Annotated in this window: 15 protein-coding genes; 13 read left to right on the forward strand and 2 right to left on the reverse strand. The window is 52.2% G+C overall.

Features of this window, described 5'->3' with window-relative positions:
• Positions 1-21: 21 nt before the first annotated feature.
• Positions 22-2,742 carry an aconitate hydratase AcnA gene (gene acnA / locus AR333_RS19035; protein WP_068776946.1) on the reverse strand — a complete coding sequence of 907 codons (2,721 nt, stop codon included), beginning with the start codon at positions 2,740-2,742 and terminating at the stop codon, positions 22-24.
• Positions 2,743-3,001: 259 nt separating this feature from the next.
• On the opposite strand from acnA, the gene AR333_RS19040 reads away from it, so the two are divergent.
• From AR333_RS19040 to AR333_RS19085, 10 genes are all read left to right on the forward strand, one after another.
• The gene (locus AR333_RS19040) at positions 3,002-4,024 is read left to right on the forward strand and encodes an amidase domain-containing protein (RefSeq protein ID WP_068776947.1); all 1,023 of its coding nucleotides are present in this window, start codon (positions 3,002-3,004) and stop codon (positions 4,022-4,024) included.
• A gap of 39 nt (positions 4,025-4,063) precedes the next feature.
• A complete protein-coding gene (locus AR333_RS19045; protein ID WP_068776948.1) occupies positions 4,064-5,197 on the forward strand; it encodes a D-alanine--D-alanine ligase in 1,134 nt (377 codons plus the stop codon).
• Positions 5,198-5,252: 55 nt separating this feature from the next.
• On the forward strand, positions 5,253-5,597 hold the full coding sequence (locus tag AR333_RS19050) for a hypothetical protein (RefSeq protein WP_068776949.1): 345 nt from the start codon (positions 5,253-5,255) through the stop codon (positions 5,595-5,597).
• 290 nt (positions 5,598-5,887) lie between these two features.
• A complete protein-coding gene (locus AR333_RS19055) occupies positions 5,888-7,666 on the forward strand; it encodes a basic secretory protein-like protein (RefSeq protein WP_068776950.1) in 1,779 nt (592 codons plus the stop codon).
• Between the two features lie 259 nt (positions 7,667-7,925).
• Positions 7,926-8,921 carry a UV DNA damage repair endonuclease UvsE gene (uvsE, locus tag AR333_RS19060; RefSeq protein ID WP_068776951.1) on the forward strand — a complete coding sequence of 332 codons (996 nt, stop codon included), beginning with the start codon at positions 7,926-7,928 and terminating at the stop codon, positions 8,919-8,921.
• Between the two features lie 180 nt (positions 8,922-9,101).
• Positions 9,102-9,878: an enoyl-ACP reductase FabI gene (gene fabI, locus AR333_RS19065; RefSeq protein WP_301336129.1), complete on the forward strand. Its 777-nt coding sequence runs from the start codon at positions 9,102-9,104 to the stop codon at positions 9,876-9,878.
• 455 nt (positions 9,879-10,333) lie between these two features.
• Positions 10,334-11,164: a hypothetical protein gene (locus AR333_RS19070; RefSeq protein WP_068776952.1), complete on the forward strand. Its 831-nt coding sequence runs from the start codon at positions 10,334-10,336 to the stop codon at positions 11,162-11,164.
• The gene (locus AR333_RS25475) at positions 11,161-12,141 is read left to right on the forward strand and encodes a hypothetical protein (RefSeq protein WP_253735911.1); all 981 of its coding nucleotides are present in this window, start codon (positions 11,161-11,163) and stop codon (positions 12,139-12,141) included. Before AR333_RS19070 ends, AR333_RS25475 begins: the two co-directional genes overlap by 4 nt.
• A 180-nt stretch (positions 12,142-12,321) precedes the next feature.
• Complete coding sequence (locus AR333_RS19080; RefSeq protein ID WP_068776953.1) at positions 12,322-13,182, forward strand: inositol monophosphatase family protein; 861 nt, start codon at positions 12,322-12,324, stop codon at positions 13,180-13,182.
• Between the two features lie 289 nt (positions 13,183-13,471).
• Complete coding sequence (locus AR333_RS19085) at positions 13,472-14,074, forward strand: hypothetical protein (RefSeq protein ID WP_253735912.1); 603 nt, start codon at positions 13,472-13,474, stop codon at positions 14,072-14,074.
• Positions 14,075-14,438: 364 nt separating this feature from the next.
• On the opposite strand, the gene AR333_RS19095 is transcribed toward AR333_RS19085, so the two are convergent.
• Positions 14,439-15,341 carry an AraC family transcriptional regulator gene (locus AR333_RS19095; RefSeq protein ID WP_156430964.1) on the reverse strand — a complete coding sequence of 301 codons (903 nt, stop codon included), beginning with the start codon at positions 15,339-15,341 and terminating at the stop codon, positions 14,439-14,441.
• Positions 15,342-15,509: 168 nt separating this feature from the next.
• Here AR333_RS19095 and AR333_RS19100 point away from each other — a divergent pair, with 168 nt between their 5' ends.
• The 3 genes from AR333_RS19100 (at position 15,510) to AR333_RS19110 (ending at position 19,244) form a co-directional block, all read left to right on the forward strand.
• Positions 15,510-16,268, forward strand: a complete 759-nt coding sequence (locus AR333_RS19100) for a sugar phosphate isomerase/epimerase (protein WP_068776956.1) — start codon at positions 15,510-15,512, stop codon at positions 16,266-16,268.
• 217 nt (positions 16,269-16,485) lie between these two features.
• Positions 16,486-17,508 carry a biotin synthase BioB gene (bioB, locus tag AR333_RS19105; protein ID WP_068776957.1) on the forward strand — a complete coding sequence of 341 codons (1,023 nt, stop codon included), beginning with the start codon at positions 16,486-16,488 and terminating at the stop codon, positions 17,506-17,508.
• Positions 17,509-17,672: 164 nt separating this feature from the next.
• Positions 17,673-19,244, forward strand: a complete 1,572-nt coding sequence (locus AR333_RS19110) for a response regulator (RefSeq protein ID WP_068776958.1) — start codon at positions 17,673-17,675, stop codon at positions 19,242-19,244.
• Positions 19,245-19,266 lie beyond the last annotated feature (22 nt).

Here is a 19,266-nt window from a genome sequence, read left to right on the forward strand (position 1 = left end):
CTCTCTTTTTATTTGATTATCTTAAGCGTTAGACTTCTCGTACATCATTTGACGAAGGACGGTTTGCAGGATACCGCCATTGCGGTAGTAGTCTACATCCACCATGCTGTCGAGACGGACGATCGCTTTGAATTCGAACGTGGTGCCGTCTTCACGTGTAGCCGTAACGGTTACTTGCTCGCCAGGCTGAACTTCGTTGGACAGGCCGTTGATATCGAATGTCTCACGTCCGGTCAGACCCAGCGTGCTCCATCCTTGACCTTCCAGGAATTGAAGCGGCAGAACGCCCATGCCGACGAGGTTGCTGCGGTGAATACGCTCGAAGCTTTCCGCGATTACGGCTTTGACGCCGAGCAGGAACGTACCTTTGGCTGCCCAGTCACGGGAGCTTCCGGTTCCATATTCTTTACCCGCGATTACGACGAGGGAAGTGCCCTTGTCCTGATACTTCATGGAAGCATCGTACACGGACATGACTTCGTCAGTCGGCAGGTAAGTCGTTACGCCGCCCTCGGTGCCCGGAGCCACTTGGTTACGGATACGGATGTTCGCGAACGTACCGCGCATCATGACCTCATGGTTACCGCGGCGGGAACCGTAAGAGTTGAAGTCTTTTCTCTGAACGCCATGCTCGGTCAGGTATTCGCCTGCAGGGCTGTCTGCCTTAATGTTACCGGCAGGAGAGATGTGGTCGGTTGTAACGGAATCGCCCAGCAGCAGCAGCGTTTTGGCGCCTTGGACATCCTGGATGTCTCCGATGGTCTGGCCGAGGTTCTGGAAGAACGGCGGATTCTGGATGTACGTGGAGTTTGCGTCCCACTCGTACAGTTCGCCTTCCGGTACTGCGATTTGGTTCCAACGCTCGTTAGCGCGGAATACATCTTTATATTTCTCGCGGAATGCTTCAGCCGTAACAGCTGTAGCAACAGCCTCTTCGATTTCTTTGTTGCTAGGCCAAATGTCCTTCAGGTACACCGGCTCGTTCTTCTGATCGTAACCGATCGGATCTTTGGTCAGGTCGATGTTCACTGTTCCTGCCAGAGCGTAAGCGACAACCAGCGGCGGGGAAGCCAGGTAGTTGGCTTTAACCTGTGCGTGTACACGGCCTTCGAAGTTACGGTTACCGGACAGAACAGCGGCTACTGTCATGTCATTGTCGGCAACAGCTTGGCTGACTTCGTCCGGAAGCGGACCGGAGTTACCGATACATGTCGCACAGCCGTAGCCGGCAACATAGAAACCGAGCTGCTCGAGAGGTCTCAGCAGGTTGGCTTTCTCCAGGTAATCCGTTACGACCAGGGAACCCGGGGTCAGGGATGTCTTCACGTATGCAGGAGTTTTCAGGCCGCGCTCGACAGCTTTCTTAGCGAGGAGACCTGCGCCCAGCATAACGTTCGGGTTGGATGTATTCGTACAGCTTGTGATAGCTGCGATTACAACAGCGCCCGTACCCATTTTGGCTGTTTTGCCGTTCGCATAGTTAACTTCCACTTCTTCCGCGATTTTCTCATCGGAAAGTCCGTATCCGCCTTTGTCTACAGGCGTACGAAGAATGTCGTTGAACGATTCTTTCATCGAAGTCAGCTCGATGCGGTCTTGAGGGCGTTTAGGACCTGCAAGGCTCGGTACGACAGTGGACAAGTCGATTTCGATGATATCGGAGTAGATCGGATCTTCCATATCATTCGTGCGGAACATGCCTTGCGCTTTATAGTAAGCCTCAACGAGGGCTACTTGCTCTTCGCTGCGGCCTGTGTTTCTCAGGTAGTCCAGTGTGCTGTCATCAACCGGGAAGAAACCGACGGTTGCGCCGTATTCAGGAGCCATGTTGGCAACAGTCGCACGGTCAGAGAGGACGAGTTCGTTAAGGCCAGGGCCGAAGAACTCTACGAATTTGCCGACAACGCCTTTCTTACGAAGCGTTTGTGTAACGGTAAGAGCAAGGTCGGTTGCTGTTGCGCCTTCTGCAAGGGCACCAGTCAATTTGAATCCGATAACTTCCGGGGTTACGAAGTACAGAGGCTGTCCGAGCATGCCCGCTTCAGCTTCGATACCGCCAACGCCCCAGCCAACGACTCCAAGACCGTTGATCATGGTTGTATGGGAGTCAGTACCTACCAGGGAATCCGGATATACAGTCGTTTCACCGTCAACTGTCTTGGTAGCTGCTACAGAAGCAAGGTACTCAAGGTTAACTTGGTGAACGATACCCGTTGCCGGCGGAACGGCGCGGAAGTTGTCAAATGCGGTTTGAGCCCAGCGCAAGAAACGGTAACGCTCTTCGTTACGTTCGAATTCCAGCTCCATGTTGGTTTCAAGCGCCATTCCGTTGCCATAGGCATCAACCATTACGGAGTGGTCGATTACCAGGTCAACCGGAACGAGCGGGTTGATTTGTTTAGGGTCGCCGCCTGCGCGTGCAACGGTGTCTCTCATTGCAGCAAGGTCAACTACAACCGGTACACCGGTGAAATCCTGAAGTACGATCCGTGCAGGGATGAAAGGAATTTCTTTATTGTTGTCGAGGTTCTCGCCCCAGCTTGCGATTTGCTTAACGTGCTCATCTGTAATGGCGTGGCCGTCGAATTGGCGGACAGCTGCTTCCAGAAGAACTTTAATGGAGAAAGGTAATTTGGATATTCCTGCGAATTTTTTCTCGAGGTCCTGCAGGCTGAAGTAGTGATAAGATTTTCCACCGACTGTCAGCTGCTTACGTACGTTAAAAGCGTCTTTGTGTGACATTGCATGGCCTCCCTAGTCCTCTTTTAAAGTTGCGAAGTTGAAATTATACGGGATGAAATAGTAAGGGGGTAAATCTTGTGGTTTCATCTGATGAAACCCAATTTCATATTTCGCTATATCCTTAGTATACCGTTTCCGCCCTTTCCCGTAAAGAATAAATTGACTCATTTTTAATTCATTTTTTTCATATATTTAAGACGAATTCATGCGTGTAAGACCAGTCTGAGAAATGACTGGGGCGCTCTTAGGAGGGAAGGGCATGTCCTGGAAAACAGCGCTGTATGATTATCTGCACGCGCGCAATTCGGCGGAAACGGAAGCGTCTGCCGGAGCGCTGGCCGAAATTATTCATAATGACCGCTTTAATGAAGAAAGTGATAGACGACTGGCACGTGTACATGAGAACCGCAGGCACCGGGGGGTAAAAGCACTGCGAGGCGAAACGAGGCTCAAGCTTCACCAGGCGCGCGAACAAAGTGAGCAGGTAGTTGCGGATCTGGACTACGTCCGCCGGTTTACTTACGAGCTCGGGGGCAGGGAATATAACGAATGCACAGTCTCAGCCGAACGGATTACTTTGGTCGAGGCGGGCAAGCGCTGGCGGATAACCGGAATAGAGTTACGCGAAAGCGAGCGGGAACGGATCAGGGAGATGTATTCCTGGGTACCGGAAGACGGCATCTACACGCCAGCGGGAGAAATCTCCTCGTCGCAGCCCTATCTGAATTATAGTATACTGAACCAAGTCGGAACTTACCCCGGTTACCGGAAGAAGATTTATGACCGGAATCGGGCCGTCAAGTACGCAGATCTCTGGTGGGACCGCTATAATCCGGCGTTTGCGGAGTTGGAGGTAGATTGCACCAGTTATGTCTCCCAGTGCCTCTTTGCAGGGGGAGCGCCAATGAACTATACTGGAAAAAGAACCTCCGGCTGGTGGTATGCCGGCCAGCAGGGAAGCAGGGAGCTCTGGAGCTACAGCTGGGCAGTCGCCCAAGCTCTGCAGCTGTATATCCCGGCGTCCCGCAAAGGTCTGCGCGGTACGATTGTTTCTTCAGCCGCGGAGCTTCGCCCGGGTGATTGTATCAGCTATGACTGGGATGGCGACGGCCGCTTCCAGCACAATACATTTGTGACTGCGCTGGATGCCGCAGGAATGCCTCTTGTCAATGCGCACACGGTCAGCAGTAAGCACCGTTACTGGGATTACAAGGATTCGCACGCATGGACGGATAGGACGCGTTACGCCTTTGTCCGGATTGCAGATGAAATGGATGAATAATTAACAACCGATTTATAGGAAATCAGGCGGAGGGGAAACATGAGCCGGAAATTGCGGATAGGACTGATCTATGGCGGAAAATCCGGGGAGCATGAGGTATCTCTGCAAACCGCAAATGCTGTCATTGGGGCAATGGATTTAACTAAATACGAAATTACGCCTTTCTATATTACGAAGCAGGGAGAATGGCGGCAGGGCAAGGAATTAAGCGGCCCTGTCGCGAGCAAGGAACTGCTTGCTTTCGACGCTTCGACCGAAGCGCCGGGCTCGGCTCTTGCTCCTTTCTTCTCCGGTCTGGGACAAATATCGGGAGCGGAGGCCGAAGTGGCTGCTTCGGGAGAAAGCATGCCGGCGGAAGCAGTCGATGTTGTCCTGCCTCTGCTCCATGGTACCTTCGGGGAAGACGGTACCATTCAGGGCCTGCTCGAAATGGCGAATATTCCTTATGTGGGCGCAGGCGTGCTTGCTTCGGCTGTCGGTATGGACAAAGTCGCCATGAAAAAGATGTTTGCGCAGGAAGGGCTTCCTCAATGCGTCTTCCGTCATTTTACACGTTCGCAGTGGGATAAAGACCAGCCTTTCTTCCTAATGGAGACGGAGATATCTATCGGGTATCCTTGTTTCGTGAAGCCTGCGAATCTGGGCTCGAGCGTGGGCATATCCAAGGCCCGTAACCGGCAGGAACTGATCGAAGCCGTTGAGTACGCGTTTCAGTTCGACCGTAAGGTTGTCGTCGAGGAGTTCGTGGATGCCCGTGAGATTGAGGTCGCTGTGCTAGGCAACGAAGAGCCGCAGGCATCCGTACCGGGCGAGATTGTGTCGTCCAGCGAATTTTACGACTACAAGGCCAAATACATGGATGGTAAATCCATGATGATTATTCCGGCTGAGCTGCCGGAAGAGACGCGTAAGCAAATTCAGGAACTGGCGATTCAAGCGTTTCAGTCTATAGACGGATCAGGCCTGTCCCGCGTGGATTTCTTCCTGACGCGTACGGATGGTCAAATTTATATCAACGAAATTAACACGATGCCGGGTTTCACGCCTTACAGTATGTATCCGCTTCTCTGGAAAGAGTCGGGTAAACCGTATTCCGAGCTGCTCGATGATTTAATTCGTCTTGCTTTGGAGCGTCACGCGGCCAAACAACGGATTAAATATACTGTAGAATAACTCGTTTATTCAAATATCCGCACATGCATGTCAAGATCAATGCCAGGAGGGTTTTATGGGATTCCAGACCGAATTTAATTCCGTATGCAAATTCAAGTCCGAGCAGGAACTCTACGAACTGCTTGAGTATGGCCGCTGCAAAATGCGTAAAACCGGTTTCCGTGTCTATCCGACCGGCCAGAAGGTCATTGCTTACTCGCCCGGCAACGCTGCCGTGGCCATCGTGAAGATCAGCGCTTCTATCGCGGAGATTACCTTCCAGGGCGATGAAGTGACGCTGGTTGAGATGGATCTGGTGCGTAAGCTGACCGATGAGGAAGCACGCGTGCAGACCATGCTGGCTCATGAAATGTTTTTTGGCGAGCAAGAAGCAAGCCAGAATAGCGGGGGCACGGAATAGCGTACCTCCGAACAACGAATAAGTTATAAACAGCCTCCAGAGTACCCGTGTAAGGGTGACTTTGGAGGCTGTTTTCATTTTGTTTGATTCGGCTTTTGGAAGGAAGGTGAGAATTGGATCAGTTGTCAGAGACTTGCACTGCTGTAAGTACAAAAAATGGATGACTGCCTCTATGTATAAATATAGTATAGTCGTCAAATAGAGAGGGTGATTCCACATTATGGGTATAGGGGCGGATCTGCCGCCGGTATACACAGAGATGTAGAAAACGTACTTATTGGAGGAAGAGAATGAGAACCTGCTTATCATGGATCTTGGCAATCGAAATTGTATTTGGATGGGTACAAGCTGTCCCGACCGTCGCATCTGCGGCTTCATCAGGTGAATGGACCGTGAATCACGCTTATGCTCTGGGCGATACGGTTACATATCAGTCTTCGACTTACGAGTGCACCTTCGCTCATACCTCGCTTCAGGGATGGGAGCCTCCGGCAGTTCCGGCACTCTGGAAGAAATCTGCGGGAACGCCAGGTCCTTTACCCGTGCCGGGTTTAAAACCGCTGCCCGCTCCTCTTCCGGCAGCCGTTGTCTATCCTGTTGAATTGTCGAAGGGAGGTACTGTAGACGGCGGAGACGGATGGAGTCCGGATCATGAGAATAAAGAGATGGCATTTGACGACAATTTGTTTACCAAGTGGCTGGTCTATGCCAACAGCGGCTGGCTGCAGTATCAATTCCCCGCTAATCAGCAGCAAACGGTATCTTCCTATAGCATCACATCAGCGAATGACGAGCCGGTACGTGATCCGAAAAGCTGGACACTGAAAGGTTCGAACAACGGGACAGACTGGACGGTATTGGATCAACGTCAGAATCAAGTGTTCTCCGATCGTTTTCAGACATTGACTTATCCGATCGCAGCACCCCAAGCTTATACCTACTATAAATTAGAATTAACCGCATCCTCCGGGGATATGCTTCAGCTTGCGGAAATCGGGCTGTATAACGGAGCTTCGGTCACCTATACACCGCCAGCCGCTCCGGCTGTAACCGTCAGCGCTGAGAAATCTGCGGATGCAGGCAAAGCTAACCTGCTGGATGGCGCTTCGCTCACTAAGTGGGCGACAGGAGCTCAATCCGGTTGGGCGAAGCTGAGCTACAGCCAATCGGTATCTATAGACGGATATGCTCTGACCGGCACGAACGGCGGTGTTCTGGAGCCGGCTTCCTGGACGCTGAAGGGATCCGACGACGGCACAACTTGGACCGTTCTTGATTCAAGGACGAATCAGACGTTCGCGATAGCTCATCAGCGTAAGTCTTATCAGATAAGCGCCGCCTCTTATCGCTATTATCAATTTGATTTTACCAGCAGAGCGGCTAACGGGCTTGAAGTAGGTGAAATCGAATTGACGCGTATGGATACTCCTTCGTATTCGGATGTTCCGGAGCTGGAAATCCGCAATACCGATACGGTAAAAGGACAGCTGTTTACAAATTCCTTGCCGGATGCGGAGAACGAAATCCGGGCCATCATTCGTAAAGTCAACACTCTGCTGTACGATCACCCGAGCCAGAGGAAATTCGGTGCCCGCAAGCTGGTTATCCGCATCGAAGATTTTGATGGAATCGCTTATGCGACAGGAGACCAAACCGAAGGACAGATCGTGTTCAGCATGCGTTACCTGGACGGGGATGGCAACGGGGATGCAAGAGATGAAATTATCGGCATTCTATACCATGAAATCGCCCATCCGTATCAGCAAGACGACCACCGTTATGGGGAAATCAACTACATTGTTGAAGGAATGGCGGATGCCGTCCGCTTCAAAGTGGGCTATCATAACCGATACGGAGTTTCCAAGGGCGGAAGCTGGATGGATAGTTATCAGACTACAGGAAGTTTTTTCCTTTGGATCGACGAATACAAGCATGCGGGCTTCCTGAAAAAGCTGAATCAAAGCCTCAGTCCGTTTGACGGAGTGGATTGGACCCCGGATGCTATCCGTACGATTACAGGCACTCCGGTAGATACGCTGTGGGCTGAATTCCAAAGCACACTTAAATAAACGAGGTAACAACTCTAAATGATCGCAACTGCCTCTGCACCCTAATGCGAGAATTCGCTCCCTCTCAATAACCGGAATTCACTCTCTTGGATCTGACAGTGCTCCGGAATCCTTCCCAGGTCCTTCATTAAGCAAAAATGCTTCAAGCGAGGCGTATTTGCCGGAAGGGCGTGGGATTTTTTTGTCTGTACGGCTAGTAAGGTCGGGCTTTCTGGGCATCTTAAAGGTAACTTAAAAGCAAGGGAAGTGACCTTGGGCCATGATCGTCCGTTTCGGCTATGTTGCGATGTCAACCGAAGTCAAGAATGCGTCGCCCTCCAAAACGATGACGGCCACCGTGTTCGGTCAGATCCGGGACCGCGAAGCTGCCGTCCGTAAATTGGAAAGAATCGGTGCAGAGAATCTGCACAACACGCTGCGTCTGCTTCGCCATAATCGGGCTTACGATATTAAAATGTACCGGTTATCTTCTAAACTCATCCCTCTGCTCGGACATGAAATGCTGGATGGCTGGGACCCCATTCCGGCTTTGCGGGATGAATTTAAGGAAGTGGGGGATTACGTCAAGCTCCATGGCATGCGGACAAGCTTTCATCCCGATCATTTTACGGTATTAAGTACCCCACGCAAGGATGTTCTGCTGAAGTCTTATGCCGATTTACAGAGGCACTGCGCTATGCTGGAGGCTATGGGACTAGGCGAGGATGCGAAATGCAATATCCATGTAGGAGGAACTTATGGAGATAAGCCTAAAGCGCGCAAGAGGTTCGAAGCCCATTTCGCCAATTTGGATGAGACGGTCCAAAGACGGCTGACGCTGGAGAACGACGATAAAACTTTTACGGCCAGAGAAACGCTTGAAATTTGTGAGCAGGTCGGGGTACCGATGGTACTGGATGTTCATCATCATCAGGTGAATCATGAAGAGGGGGACAACATCCGGGATCTATGGCCGCATATCCATCAAACCTGGAAGGGACAGAGGGCGGTTTCACTGCCCGGAGAGCCCGTACTTCCTCCCAAAATTCATGTGTCCAGCCCGAGGAATGAGAAGGATATTCGGAGTCATGCCGATTATGTGGAGGTAGATCCGCTGCTGGACTTCTTCAGAACCATCGCAGACTTTACGCCGGAGCTCGATGTGATGATCGAAGCCAAGATGAAGGACGGCGCTCTTTTTCGTTTAATGAAAGATCTGGAGGGCAAAGAAGGGGTGGAAGTTCTGAGTGAAGCTTCTGTCAAAATAAAGGCATAGCGGGCTTTCCGGTTCCTAAGGAACGTGAAATTGGAGGGTGTATACAGCACCTTTAAGTCTTCTTGACGGGGAAGTGTTTGGGCACTGTTCGGCATGTTCCCCTTGTCTTCCTCGCTCAAATGGGGTACCTTGAGAAAGAATGAGGGTTTGTCTAACTCAAACCGAGAGGAGACTTGCGAAGTGACAACATCAGGATTATTAAGCGGCAAAAACATATTGGTAATGGGTGTGGCAAATGACCGGAGTATCGCCTGGGCGATTGCTCAATCCCTTGCTTCCCAAGGAGCTAAACTGGTATTTACTTACGAAAGTGAACGTGTACAGGAGCGGGTTAGTAAGCTGGCTTCGACTATTGCGGATTCTGTCGTTCTGCCATGCAACGTAACAGTCGACGAAGATATTGACGCTCTCGCTGAGAAGCTGAAAGCCGAATTCGGTGTACTGCACGGCGTCGTGCACAGTATTGCATTCGCACGCACGGAAGAGCTCGAAGGCATGTTCGTAGACACTTCCCGTGACGGTTTTGCACTGGCTCAAGATATTAGTGCTTACTCGCTGGTTGCCGTTGCTAAACGGATGTATCCGCTGATGACTGAAGGCGGCAGCATCATGACCATGACTTACATGGGTGCGCAGCGTGTTATGCGCAACTACAATGTTATGGGAATTGCCAAGGCTTCTCTGGAAGCGAGCGTCCGCTACCTGGCAGCAGATCTGGGTCAGTATGGCATCCGTGTGAACGGAATCTCGGCTGGACCTATCCGTACACTTGCGGCCAAAGGGATCAAAGATTTCAACTCGATTCTTAAGCAGGTTGAGGAAAAAGCGCCTCTGCGTAAAACGACGGAGACTGCCGAAGTAGGCGATACGGCTATGTTCCTGATGAGCCACCTGTCCCGGGGTATTACCGGTGAAGTCATTTATGTAGATGGCGGATACAACATCGTAGGCGCTTAATATCCTTAACGGACGGCGTCATAGAAGTACACATATTAAGCGACAACTACATATGCATAAATCAGCCCCCTAGAGAAACGTACACCCGATCGCATCGCGTGCAGACTTCTCCAGGGGGCTTTTTTTGCAGCGGGCAGGCTGTTTTATGAATCAGCCGGTTCCAGCGTTTAAGTCCGGCACTGTGCCGGCCTTTTCTACAACCATCTAATGCGGCGGATGAAAACAGCGTCTTATTTTCCCCGTGCTGCTTGAAGTCAATGGCAGGAAGCAGAAACTCGCGTGCGGGATCAGGCGGGTGGTGAGAACCTGGAGATAAGTGAAAGCAAAATAGGGGATAGGCAGAGATACCATTTGGATCAAAGCTGTTATTTGAATGAAGATGGATCGGCGACTGAGCCTATCTGTGCTTAAACATAGTCTTTTTCGTTTATTTTGGTACAAAGTGAGGAGCAGCAATGGTGCGTTTTATGACACGGATCGGTAACGAGCTCATTGAAATGAAGACAAGTTCAGCTCTGCTCGGAGAGTGGCTCACCGATTCGTTTGACAGAGGATTTGAGGATGAAGGGGAATCTGTGCGTCTGCGTCTTGAAATCATAGAGGGCTATGGAGTCCCTTTCGCTGATTTTGATGTAGCAGCGGAGCGTACGGGCAGCAGTGTGACCTACACGCGTGCAGATTACCGGATCGAGGCGGACGAGGAGATTACGGCCGCGAGGGTCGAGGTACATGACGAGTTTGCGCTCAAGCATGCGCTTATGAATATATACAGCGCTTTTCTCATCCGCAATGAGCTGGGGCTGCTCGTACACTCTTCGTGCGTGGTACAAGCCGAGGAAGGTTATTTGTTCGCCGGCCCGTCGGGAGCAGGCAAATCAACTGCGGCGCTCTTGTCGCGGCCGCGGATGCTGCTCAGCGATGAAGCTACTGTCATCGCTCTGCCAGAGGGCGAGCCGGCCGCGCTAGCCCATAACTCACCGTTCCGCAGCGACTCGCGCTGGGATATCGGCGAGTCCGTTCCGGCTGCACCGCTGGCCGGTATGTATGTGCTGAGACAGTCCGGGGAAGTCCGGACGGTTCCGGTGAAAGCGGCGGATGCGCTGCCGCTCGTACTGAACCAGGTCTTCGTCTGGACAGTTGGAGCAGACGAGACCCGGACGGTCATGCGGCTGTGCAGGCGCTTCCTGGAGCGTGTTCCCGTCCACGAGCTGTATTTCCAGAAGAACGACAGCTTCTGGAAAGTGATTGCCCCGCATGGAGCCGGTGAAGGGGCTGGCGGACAATGACCGGCGGCTCCGGCGGAAGGGGGACGAGCGGGGACACACGCGGCGGCGGAGATGCAGTTGCAGGCGGCGCAGGCTCCCGCAATGAGGCAGACAGGCGGGCGGTAAGCATCACACGTACTAATAGTGAGGCCGGAGCGGATACGCCGCCTGACGCCGGCAGTGGCAGCGGCCCTGCCAGAGGTTCGGGAAGGCGGCTTACGGTCTCTGTGGCCGGTGATGCGGCAGCTGGAGAACCGCGCAGCGGCACGAGCCCGGGAAGCCGTGATGCCGCATGGAGGAGCACAGCCGGGTTCAGCCGTATTTTTAGCGGCAGGGCTGCAAGCGGCAGGAAAGCCGCCGGCACCGGCCATGCTGGCGCAGCAAGCGGTGCAGGAAGCAGCGACAGAGGTAGTTCAAGCGCTGTATATAGGGATGATACAAGCACAGGCGAAGCAATCAGCGAAAGTATGGGCACGATGCTTAACGCCGGCAGCCGTAAAGGCCAAGGTAGTACCGGTACCGTAAGGACCGGCAGGCGGCTCACGGTCTCCATGGAATCGGAGCTGGAGCTGCACGTCATCAGACGGTCGCTGGAGCAGCGAGGCCGTGTCGAGATCCCTTCGCGAGGTACAAGCATGCTGCCGCTTATCCGGGAAGGCAGCGTCTGCACCTTCGAGCCGGCGGGCCCCGATGAAGTGCAGCGGGGCGACATCGTGCTCTTCGAAGCGGCCGATGGCGGATTGATTGCCCATCGGCTGATCAGGCGGACGGGAACCGGGAGCGGGGCTGTCTTCTACTGCAAAGGGGATGCGAATACTGGCTTTGACCCGCCCGTAGCGGCCGGTAACCTGCTGGCACGGCTGGTGCAGATCCGCCGGGGAAGCCGTGAAATCTCCGGCGGTATGCTGAGGTTTAAGCTGTGGGGCCGGGTCATGACGGCTCTTCCCGGGCTTGCCCGCGTTATCCGGCTTGCAGCTCGTCTGAGCAAGCAAAAGTAAGGAAGAGAGTAAGCTTAGCGGGATTCTTCCGGATAATTGATGAACAGAGCTGCGGCCGCGCGAGCGGCCTTTATTTTTGGCAGATCCTACGAGGAAATTTGGGTAAATCTATGTAGCACTTAAATCATTATATTTACTATACTGGTACTATAATAGATTGTGAGAAATGAGTGATTCCGTATGTCGACTGTAAATCAGGAACCTTATCGCGTTGGCGGTAAAAGCTTCACGGCTGTTGCAATTAACACGGCCGCCAAAGCGGGCGAATGGATCAAAAGCCGGCTGGGGGACATTCGTCAGGTACATGTAAAATATTCTCCGCATGACCTTGTAACCGAAGTGGACAAGGGGTCTGAGAAAATGATCAAGAATCTGATTATGACTCATTTTCCGCACCATGCTTTTCTCGGGGAAGAAGGAGTAGAGCCAGGTCCGTTAGCTTCGGCTTCTGCACTTGAAAACGTAAGTGAAGCTGAGTACTTGTGGATCGTGGATCCGGTGGATGGCACAACCAACTATGTGCACGGATTCCCTTTTTTCAGCGTATCGATTGCGCTGGCTTACAAGGGTGAGGTCATTGTCGGCGTTGTCTATGATCCGATGCGCGATGAGCTCTTTGTTGCGGAGAAAGGGAAGGGTGCATACTTAAGAAGCGTCAAGCTGAATGTGTGCAGCCAGATTTCACTCTCGGAGAGCTTAGTCGCTACAGGCTTCCCGGCGGACCGGAGCGGAGCTTTGGCTGTGAATATGGCAGGGATGACGGCCATTATCCCCAGGGTCCGCAACGTGCGCAACGCCGGCTCGGCTGCGCTTCACATGGCTTATGTGGCATCCGGACGGCTGACGGGCTTCTGGGAGATCGGACTGAACGCATGGGATTTGGCGGCAGGGGCGCTGCTCGTTCAGGAGGCTGGCGGCAAGGTCACGGATACGGCCGGGAGCCCTTACACGCTCAGCGTACGCAACGTGATGGCTACGAATAGCAGCATCCACGACGAGATGCAGCAGGTGCTGCAGGAAGCCGGCGGCACGGGGCTGTAGGCTGTTCACACGGGCTTCGCGTGATAGGCGGCAATACGGAGGAAATGGATCATTTACAGGTAACTGTAATAGATGATCGGATTTTGCTGCTGATTAGCAGCCTGCCGACAGATATCGGATAGATGAAATCGCCCGGCCTCGTAAGATCACATCGCAGGAGAGCCCGGCTGCTGTAGAAACCACCTGCATGACAGACCCCGAATGTGAGCCTTCGGGGTCTATTTGTTTTTTTGTGTCCGACCAAGTAACATGACAACAGAGAGGTATGTTTGAGGGGGAACGGAAGAATATGAAAAAATGGATTTATGTGCTCATCGGTCTTTGTCTCGCAGCGGGTATTTATGCGGTTATCCGCGCGAATATAGATCCGACTTTAGCGCCTGACGATATCAAGCTGCGTACCCGTATCGTGCCTGCGGCAGAGGCGCCTCCGCAAACGCCCGCATCTGAGTCTTACACGGCTCTGTATGAGGTGGAGCTGGAGAGTGCGGACGGTAAGGCGCTGGATCAGGGCGGATATACGTACAAGGTATACCCCGGTCTGGATAACGCGGAGATTGTGGCTGCGGAGGCGGCTCCGGATGTGATCAAGAACGGGCACAAGCCCGAGAATTATACGTTTGGCGGAGAAGACGCCAATACGCTGAATCCGGCTAAGGAGATGCTGGAGCGTATAACCGGAGCGGCCACAAGCACGGAGGAAGCCAAGCGGGCGGGGATGGCGTCGGGTTTTATCTACAAGGGGGCCGATTTCCCGGCTAAAGTGCGTTATTACATCAAGGAGCGAGACCCTGTCAAACAGGAAAGCCGCTCCTACGTCCTTTTCTCGTATCACGAGGTGAAGTGGGGCAAGGACGTAAGCTGGGTCAAGGCTGTGAAGCTGGCGCCGTAACTTTGATTTGCGGGCCCGGTATTCATCGAATATTCCTGGCTGTTCTGCAAGCAATCAAAGGCAGCGAGCTTGCTTGCGGGCTTTGTCTGCATGGTCAAACTAAGAATCCCCTATCGGGATAACTTCCGATAGGGGATTCTTGCCGTTGTTGATCTGAGACTTTTCGCCGCGTAGAGGAGTCAAGCCGGCAGGGCCGATAAAAGGATGAAACGGAGGCCTTGCCTTGTACGAAGGCAGGGCGCCCGGCTCCCAGAAGCGGCATTGACAGGGAATCCCGCCCAGATGATTCCTTCTTCCCAAGGCTGTGCTGTCAGCAATTTGGGGGAGATCCTGCAAGTCCTCCTCTGTAAGAGGGGGCCCTTAGCTACTCCGCTTCAGCATGTTCTTCGGGCTGCTCCAGAGACCCCAGCTTCCCGTCCCGGTATTCACGGGGAGATAGGCCCATCCGTGACCGGAACGTACGATGGAAGTACGAATAGCTGTGGAAGCCGCACGATTCCGAAGCCTGCTCGAGCGTCATGGCTCCGAAGCGGATACGCTCGCAAGCCATGGAGATCCTGACTTCGATCGCATAGTCCATCACGGATTGGCCGAATGTTTCCCGGAATAAGTGTCCGGCTCTTGAGGCGCTGAGTCCCACATGCTCAGCCAAATCATTGAGCGTGAATGCCTCGGGGGCATTCTGCTCGATGTACGTCTTCATCCGCTGCACGATATAAGAGAAGCGGGGTTTCTGGGGGAATGATTCGAGATCGGCGAGGTCCCCGATGACACGGTCCAGTGACAGGCAGAGAGCACGCACCAAATAATCTCCAATTTCCTGGAGATTGTCATGCAGGCGGCGCTTTTCCCGGAAAATTTCGCGCCATAAATTCAGCCAGCTATCGTCAAGTCCCACACGGATAATGCCGGGCCGCTCCAATCGGGACCACCACTCATCCATCCAGCTCCCCGCACACATGAGATAATAATCCCCGCTGAAGATTGTGTCTTCGGAAGGTTTTTTAACGCCGGATTGAGCAGGCAATCCGCCGATGCGAAGCTCGTAAGCGTCTCCCGGGCTGTAGAGCAGCAGGTCTCCGGGTTCCGCGGTTACGTAACGGTCGTTCTGCCAAACCTGGCAGGTCCCCTCGGTTTGAAGGCGCAGTAAATAATACGCGATACCCTCGCGCTGATTCGAAACGAACGGTTTACGGTGAACTGAATAGCCGGCCGAGAGAATTCGGACCTTGGGGTCCTCTCCTGTCTGGCCTTGTCTTCTTATCACAGGTCATCTGTCCTTTTAAATAATTTAGCTAAATTGTTCATGTTCTGCATGGATCATTCATTCCCATTATAAACGAGAGATGGTAACAATAGAAGGAGAGGTTTTAACCAGGGAAGCGTTTACCGCATCCCGCAATTTCATTCGCGGAGCAGAGGAAAGGGGATTCATATGTCTACAATCGGAATTGGCGTGCAGCTGTATACTCTTCGCTCAGAGGGAAGTAAGGATTTTAAAGGGATGCTGCGCAAAGTCGCGGAGCTTGGATACGAAGGTGTGGAATTTGCAGGATATGGGGGTCTGGAACCTCAGGAGCTGAAAGAACTTCTACAACAGCTGGGTCTGACTGCTATCGGGAGTCACGTAGGAATCCCGCGCCTGAAGGAGAACTTGCAGGAAGAAATCGAGATGAATGCGGCAATCGGCAGCAAATATGTAGCATGTCCCGGATGGTTTAAAGAAGGAAGGACGCAAGACGAGTTTCTTGAAGTCGTACAAATTCTCCAACATAGCAGCCGCCGGTTCGCTGAGCACGGCATCGCATTCGGTTACCATAACCACTCCTTTGAATTCGAGGAAAGAATGGGCGAGGAGACCTTATTCGACGCTTTCTTCTCTGCTCTTCCTCCTGAGGAGCTGTTTGTCGAGTTGGACGTATGCTGGGCGCATAACGCGGGGCTTGACCCGGTCGATGTTATGAAGCAGTACGCCGGAAGAACGCCGCTTCTTCATGTCAAGGACCTCCGCAAAGAAGACGGTAAATTGCTCACGGTCGAGCTGGGCACGGGTGAGGTGGACCTCAAGCCGATCCTGGCCGCAGCACCTGAGACCGGCGTAAAATGGTTCATCGTGGAACAAGATGAATGCCAGAATCCGCCGTTTGACAGTATCGCGACAAGCAGAGAGTGGCTGCGCAGCAGCTACCGCTAAATTCATAATTCTGTAGAGAGTGCTCCGCTGGACGGAGTGCTCTTTTTTGTATATGAAAAAAAGCCTGCATCCGCAATTCGAACCGGGAAAGTACTTTCCCGGGAAGGAAAATACTGCTACAATAACTTTGTCATTGTAAACCACATAATTTTAAATTAGTTGACAATTGAATGATTTATGGAAATTTCGAATGAATATTAGAGAGGAAGCTGAACTTATGAAATTAGAGGCAACAGATAAACGGGACACCAGTTCCGGCCATACGTATTGGAACCGGTTAGCAGATAAATCGCTGGCTGGAGAGCTGCTTACAGAGGAAGAGGCCTTGTCTGTGCTTCGGGCTGACGATGATGAACTGCTGCCGCTGCTTCATGCTGCTTTCCGGGTCAGGAAACATTATTACGGACGCAAAGTGAAGCTCAACCTGATCATCAATGCCAAGAGCGGCCTTTGCCCGGAAGACTGCGGTTATTGCTCGCAATCTATTATATCGAAGGCGCCTATTACGAAGTACCCTTTGCTGGAGAAAGAAGTGCTTGTAGAAGGAGCGCGCAAGGCGATGAGCATGGAAGCCGGAACCTATTGTATCGTTGCAAGCGGCAGAGGACCGACTAACCGGGAACTGGATCAGGTGGTGGCGGCCGTGCAGACGATCAAAGCCGAGATGCCGATGAAAATTTGCGCCTGTCTGGGAATCTTGACGGATGAGCAGGCGGCCAGGCTGCGGGAAGCAGGTGTTGACCGGTATAACCATAATTTGAATACAAGCACATCGAATTTCTCCCGGATCACAACCACCCATACATACGATGATCGTGTCAAAACGGTAGAACAGGCCAAACTGGCGGGAATGTCACCTTGTTCGGGCATCATTGCCGGAATGGGTGAAAGCGATGAAGAACTCGTCCAAATGGCATGCGCCCTCCGTGAGTTGGATGCGGATTCGATCCCTGTTAATTTCTTGAATCCGATCCCGGGGACGCCGCTTGCCGGTTACCGGCAGCTCACTCCGCGTAAATGCTTGAAGGTGCTGGCTTTGATGCGGTTTATTTGTCCCCGCAAAGAAATCCGTATTGCAGGCGGACGGGAAGTTAATTTGCGATCCTTGCAGCCACTGGGTCTCTATGCGGCGAATTCTATTTTCCTGGGTGATTATTTGACGACAGAGGGCCAGGACTCAAGCGAAGACCATCATATGCTGGAAGACCTGGGTTTCGAAGTTGAACGGTGTGCATTATAGGCATATATCATAGTGAACGGGACGACAGTTGGGACTATTTGACTGGAAAAAGAAGTGCAGGGACCTACCTGTGAAATAAAATATTATTTCCACGGCTCAGACTAGAGGGTATACTTACAAGTATATCCTCTTTTGACATATTGGGATGAAAGGAGAGAAGCATCATGTATCAAGTACTGCTGGCTGATGATGAATATCTTGATCTGGAAGGACTAAGAGCTTTTATTCCGTGGGAGCGACTCGGCCTTCATGTTGTGGGAGCGGTGAATAACGGATTCGATGCCGTCAAATTAATGGAGCAGGAGAAAGTAGATATTCTCGTAACCGACGTACGGATGCCGAGCATGACCGGACTTGAACTGGCACGGCAAGCGTTGGAGAAATATACCGATCTGCGGATTATTTTTGTGAGCGGACATCAGGATTTTGCCTATGTCAAAGAAGCCTTGTCTCTGAAAGCCTGCAGCTATGTCCTCAAACCGATGGATGACAGCGAAATGATTCAATCGCTGGAAGCCGTCATTCAGGATCTCGACCGTGATCAAAAGCGCCGTAAAACGGAGCGAGCCTTCGAGCAGATGAGGCCGATCGTTCATAACGAGTATGTATTTCGTTTACTGGAAGGCACGGCCGACCGTCAGGAACTGGACGAGCTGCTTGCCGAGGAAGGGTTAAAGCCGGTTAAGTTTCCAGTCAGAGCGGCTGTTCTGGAGACGGACGATTTGTCCTGGAAGCTCAATCCTTACACAGCTAAAGAACGGCAGGACATGTTGAATGATTTTGGCGGGAATCTGATCGATCTTTGCACCCCACGCGGGATTAACCATACATGCCGTATCTCCAAGCAGAGGCTGGGCCTTCTGATTACGTCGGATGAGAGCGGTTACGAAATCTTGAAACAAGTCATTGAACATGTGAAGTCGAACTTCCCTTTCACGATTACAATTGGGCTAGGCGGGGCGGCCGACAGTCCGACTGCTCTTCAGGAATCTTACCGCGAAGCTCTGACAGCCTTGGATACGAAGATGTTCTACGGCAAGGGCAAAATTCTTGAGTCCGGCGTCCTGAGGGATGAAGAAATCGCGGATGCCAAGCTGCTGGAGTATCGGCTCGATGCACTATTTGCAGCCACCGTTAACTACGATCTTGTCGCTATATATGACGAAATTGATCATCTGTTTAGTCTGGCCGTACGTCTGCGTTCCAGATTCACGATCATAAACTTTGCAACTTATATTATCGTCAAACTGGATGGGTATCTGCAGTCGATGAACGAACAGTTCTTCTCTATGCTGGGCATGGAGCTTCAGAATCTGGATATTATTCTCCAGTTCGAGACGATTGATGACATCCGGGATTGGCTGCGGCGCAAGCTGTTCGAGATTTCGGAGCGGCTGCGCATGAGTCAGCAGAATAAGAACCGTAAACTTATCCGGGATATGATGGATTATGTCAAAGAGAAGCTTGCGGACAATGTGACACTGCGGGATGTGGCCGACCGTTTTTCCTTTTCGCCTAATTATCTGGGTCATGTCTTCAAAGAAGAAACCGGCCAGAATTTCAGTGATTTTGTGATCTCTCTAAGAATGGAAAAAGCGAAGGAACTTCTCGGTGATCCGACCCTCAAAATTTATGAAGTGGCCGACCGGATCGGCTACCGGTACCTGCCGTATTTTAGCAGGCAGTTCAAAGAGACATTCGGAATGACGCCCATGCAGTACAGACGTAATCATTAGCGGATGGAAGGGTAGGGTGTTA

Origin of the sequence: Paenibacillus sp. FJAT-26967 (assembly GCF_001541095.1) — a bacterium.
Classification (GTDB): Bacteria; Bacillota; Bacilli; order Paenibacillales; family NBRC-103111; genus Paenibacillus_F.